At 61.0% G+C, this 4,634-nt stretch carries 5 protein-coding genes; 2 read left to right on the forward strand and 3 right to left on the reverse strand.

From position 1 onward, the window contains the following. Both ACE3S9_RS15180 and ACE3S9_RS15185 read left to right on the forward strand, forming a co-directional pair. A partial coding sequence (locus tag ACE3S9_RS15180) for an ABC transporter permease (RefSeq protein WP_374547322.1) occupies window positions 1-573 on the forward strand: 573 nt, incomplete at its 5' end. Window positions 574-1,084: 511 nt separating this feature from the next. After that, a complete protein-coding gene (locus tag ACE3S9_RS15185) occupies window positions 1,085-2,149 on the forward strand; it encodes a GNAT family N-acyltransferase (RefSeq protein ID WP_374547323.1) in 1,065 nt (354 codons plus the stop codon). On the opposite strand, the gene ACE3S9_RS15190 is transcribed toward ACE3S9_RS15185, so the two are convergent. The 3 genes from ACE3S9_RS15190 to pgi all read right to left on the reverse strand — a co-directional run. Beyond that, window positions 2,131-2,964: a shikimate 5-dehydrogenase gene (locus ACE3S9_RS15190; RefSeq protein ID WP_374547324.1), complete on the reverse strand. Its 834-nt coding sequence runs from the start codon at window positions 2,962-2,964 to the stop codon at window positions 2,131-2,133. The genes ACE3S9_RS15185 and ACE3S9_RS15190 overlap by 19 nt on opposite strands. A gap of 42 nt (window positions 2,965-3,006) precedes the next feature. Further along, window positions 3,007-3,414, reverse strand: coding sequence for a methylglyoxal synthase (locus ACE3S9_RS15195; RefSeq protein ID WP_374547325.1), 408 nt, complete (start codon window positions 3,412-3,414; stop codon window positions 3,007-3,009). Window positions 3,415-3,431: 17 nt separating this feature from the next. Continuing rightward, window positions 3,432-4,634 (reverse strand): glucose-6-phosphate isomerase (pgi, locus tag ACE3S9_RS15200; protein WP_374547326.1); only part of this gene is annotated, 1,203 nt, incomplete at its 5' end.

The raw sequence follows: 4,634 nt of genomic DNA on the forward strand, positions 1-4,634 counted from the left end.
TCGGACTTGCAGGAAATCGCCTTCCGACAAGGGCAGGTTTCGCTGTTTCAGATCAAGCTTCGACCTTCGCTGACGTCCTCCGATATCGATGTCGTCAAGGCCGATGTCGCGCGCATCGACTCTCTGACGGCGACGCCGACCGCTCAATTGCTGCAGCACGACCGAAACCTCTTGGTCATGAAAGCCATATCACGAGCGGTTTCGCTGATCGCGCTTGCGCTGGGCGGGCTGAGCGTCTTCAACGCTTTGCTAATGGCGGTGCAAGAGCGCGCCCGGGAGATTGCCATCGTAACGGCGATCGGCTGGTCGAGAACGCGCACGATGACGTCAATCATCATCGAGGGCGCGCTGATTGGCATTGGAGGCTGCGCGGTGGGAGTCCCGCTGTCTTTAGGCGTTTCGTTGTTTTTCGAATATCTGCCCGCCATCGGCGACATTCTTTCGTTTCGTCCCGATCCGGCGCTGGTTCTGAAAACATCTGTCGGCGTCGTCGGGCTTTGCGCGCTCGGCGCACTTTATCCCGCGTGGCGAGCGACATCGATGCTGCCCGCTGAAACGCTTCGCCAGACGTGATGCGGGCGATCCGGCCGATGCCGTGCCGGCGGACGGCGATCACAAAGGGAGCAAGAAGATGGCTGCCTTGCAAGATTACGAAAATCTCCTGGAGCCCGCGCGAAAACGTTTCGCCGAGAGCTTCGCCGTGAAGACCTTGCAACAGAACGGCGACAGCGCGCTTTGCGAATTGTTCCTGATCTATTTCTGCGCTCTTGGCGTGCACATGACCGAGCCTGTCGAGCGCTGGATCAGACGCGCCGCCGCTCGCAGCGAGGATATGGGATTGGGGCGATTGGGACACGCTTTGCGGAGCCATGCGGCGGCCGAGGCAAATCACCATTTGCTGATGATCGCCGATCTGCGCTCGCTTGCGGCGCGCTGGAACAAGCGCAACAGGCCGCCTCTGGATCCTGACGCCCTGCTCAGTCGCGCCCTCAGTCCGGGCGTGATGACCTACCGGAAGCTTCACGAAGACAATATCGCGGGCGAAACGCCGTTCGCTCAAGTCGCCATCGAATATGAGATCGAGATGCTGCCCCTGCGCTTTGGCGAGCTTGTCCTGTCGCGCTGCATCGAATTGCTGGGAATGGACATCCTCTCATCGCTCAGCTTTATCACGCGGCATATCGCGCTCGATGGCGCGCACACCGATCTCAACGCTCAAATGCTGACGGATTTGCTGGAACAGGCCCCGTGGAGCCTGCCGGCATTGGCGACGGCGGGGAGCGCGGCGCTCGATGCTTACGCGGACTTTCTCGGCGACTGCCTAAGATTGGCAAAGGACCATCTGCGTCGCGCCGACAATTGCGTCACCCTTCCGCACCAGTCCATTCGATTCCAGATCATGGCGCCCCCGACCGCGATCTCATCGCACGATGCTGAATTTTCATGCCCGGACTGGCTCGCGGAAGTGCGATCCTTGCGAGGGAGCGCGCTGTTCGACAATGGAAGACGGCCGGCGTTCAGGACGATGGGGCAGGGCGGTTGTTCGGATGCCGACCCGATCGACCTTCACGCCTATCATCTCCTCGCCTATGCGGAATGCGGCCTCATCGGCTGCGTCCGGCTCTATCATCTCGATCCCGCTGGTCCGCCCTGCGTAACCGAGGAGGTTCTGGGGCAGGAACGATTTTCGCAATTGTTGCAGAATCTTCGCGCGGCGCACGACGACATCGTGGAAGTCGGCAGGTGGGTCGTCCAGCCGGATTATCGAACCTCCAACTTCGATCTCGGAATCAGCATACAATTGGCGGCAGGATCAGCGGCGCTCGCGAAAGAAATAGGATGCGCGGCCGGCAAAAGGGACGGGTTTGTGATTTGCGCCGCAGGCGTCGCGGATCGGCAATGCGCAATGCTCAAACGCATCGGCATGACGCCGATTGCTGGCGTAGGCGCGGCTTCGTGCGCGCGTTATCGCGATGACGTCCAAATTCTGTGCTGCTCGCAAAGACAATGGCTGCATCCGCAGTTCTTGCGACTCGTCGATCTCATGGAAAGGAAACTTGGCTTCAGCGAGGGGTCGTCGGCGACCGCGACCGGCAGTTGGGGGCTGATCGGCCGGCGGACAACGGATACTTACCCAAGCCTGGCGTAGTCGGCCGCGCCTTTGACAAGGTTCGGATCCGGACGAATGGCGGTGTAAAGCACGAATTGTTCGAGGGCCTGGAGAACAGCGACTTCGCCGCCAGATATCAAACGTCTGCCACGCCGCGCCGCCGCCTGGATGAGCGGGGTCTCGGCAGGGGACGCCACGACATCGAAGACAAATTTGGATTTTTCGACGATCTCTTCGCGGAAGCTCAGCTTGTCCGCGTTGGCGCCTGTCATGCCCAATGGCGTCGCATTGATGATCAATGGCGCCGAGAGATTTGTTTCATCGGCGGCATATGAAAAAGCATACGAACGCGCCAGCGCTCGACCAGCCGCTTCATTGCGAGCGATGATTGCGCCAACTTTGTGTCCCCGATTTCGGAGAGCGGCGGCGACAGCCTTCGCCATGCCGCCTGATCCCCGCAAGAGGAAAGGGGTCGCGGGGTCGATCTCATTCGTGTGGAGGAGATCGACGATGGCTTTGTAATCGGTATTGAAGCCGGTCAGGCAGCCTTCATCATTGACGATCGTGTTCACGCTGGCGATGGCGGCGGCCGAACCGTCAAGCCGGTCCAGCAAGGGGATCACCGTCTCCTTGAACGGCATGGAAATGGCGCAACCTCGGACGCCTAGCGCGCGAACGCCATTGATCGCGGCCGGAAGGTCGGTGGTCGTAAATGCCTTATAGACGAAATCGAGACCCAGTTGTTCGTATAGAAAGTTATGGAAGCGCGAGCCAAACACGCCGGGACGGCCGGCGAGCGACATGCACAATTTGGTGTTCGGGCCAAGAGGCGGTTTCGCCGTCAGAGGCGTCACGGGGCGGGCTCCTTCTCCTCACGTTCGTGGGCGCATCGACCATTAGAGACGGGCGCGATCCGCCGAAGATAGTCGTTCGAGCATTCCACTGGCGACGACACAATCGGCGCTGGAGGCGTTGAAAGCGCAGGGTGTGTCGTAAACGAGAGCGAGCCGCAGCAGCGCCTTCACATCGACATCGTGCGGCATAGCGGAGAGCGGATCTGGAAAGAAGATCAGCAGGTCGATCTTTCCCTCGGCGATCATGGCGCCGATCTGCTGGTCGCCGCCAAGGGGACCCGATTTGACGGGATCTATTCTCAGCTCGGGGCACGACCGGCCGACCAAGGCGCCGGTGGTTGCGGTCGCGATCAGGCGATGCGCGCGCAAAAGCTCCTTGTGGCGGTCGACCCAATCGGCCAAAGCCTTTTTCTTTTCATCGTGGGCGACGATCGCAATGGTCAGCGACATGGAAGAAACCTCTCTGTTCAACCTTCCGGCCCGGCCGACGCAAGTTCGCGCAGATGCGCGACCAGGCCCCGTGTCGAGGGATCCTTGTTCTGCGCGGACACGGCGCCGGAAACGATGGGCAGGAGGTCGGTGGCGAGTTCCTTGCCGAGCTCGACGCCCCATTGATCGAAGGCGTTGATGTCGAAAATCGCTGCTTCGACAAAGACGCGATGTTCGTAGAGCGCAATGAGCCTTCCGAGAGCGTAGGGATCGAGCGCGCCATAGGCGATCGTGACCGAAGGACGGCTGCCCGGAAAGGTCTTGTGCGGCGCCAGCTTTTTTGATTCGGCCGCATTGGCGCTTTTTTCAAAGCACTGCGCTTCGGCTTCCTGCGGGCTTCTTCCGATCATCAACGCCTCGGATTGCGCCAGACAATTGGCGACCAGAAGCATGTGGTGGCGCGCGAGCTCCGGTTCATGTCCCTGCGCCGCGATGATAAATTCGCAGGGAATGACGTCGGTCCCCTGGTGGAGCAATTGATAGAAGGCGTGCTGGCCATTGGTCCCCGGCTCGCCCCAGACGATCGGACCCGTGGGGCGCCTCACCGGTTCGCCCGAAAGCGTGACGCTTTTTCCATTCGACTCCATGTCGAGCTGCTGCAGATAGGCGGGCAGGCGATGAAGGCGCTGATCATAGGGCAGGATCGCTCGTGACGGATGGGCGCAGACGGCACGGTGCCAGACGCCGACCAGGCCCAGCAGAACCGGCAGATTTTCACGCGGCGGCGCGTGCCGGAAATGCTCGTCCATGGCGAAGGCGCCGGCGAGAAACTCGCGGAAACGCGCCTCGCCTATGGCCAGCATCAAGGGGAGGCCGATGGACGACCAGATCGAGTAGCGGCCGCCGACCCATTCTCCGAATCCGAAAATGCGGTCGCTGGCGACGCCGAATTCCGCGCATCGAGAAACTGCATTGGACAAGGCGACGAGATGATTTTTTACGACGCCTTCGCCGAGCGCGTCGACGAGCCAGGCGCGCGCCGCCTTGGCGTTGGTCATGGTTTCGATCGTCGTAAAGGTCTTCGACGCGACGACCACCAGCGTTCGCGCCGGGTCGAGAATCTTGATCGTATCGGCGAAATGCGCCCCATCGACGTTGGAGACGAAATGAAGACGCGGCCCGTCATGATAAGGCGCGAGCGCCCGCGCCGTCATGACGGGCCCCAGATCCGAACCGCCGAT

Source organism: Rhodoblastus sp. (assembly GCF_041915505.1).
Lineage (GTDB): Bacteria > Pseudomonadota > Alphaproteobacteria > Rhizobiales > Beijerinckiaceae > Rhodoblastus.

Excerpts from the sequence above, each read along its gene's own strand:
- ACE3S9_RS15185 (WP_374547323.1), top strand. The coding sequence starts at position 1,085 with ATGCTGCCCCTGCGCTTTGGCGAGCTTGTCCTGTCGCGCTGCATCGAA.
- ACE3S9_RS15195 (WP_374547325.1), bottom strand. The coding sequence starts at position 3,414 with ATGTCGCTGACCATTGCGATCGTCGCCCACGATGAAAAGAAAAAGGCT.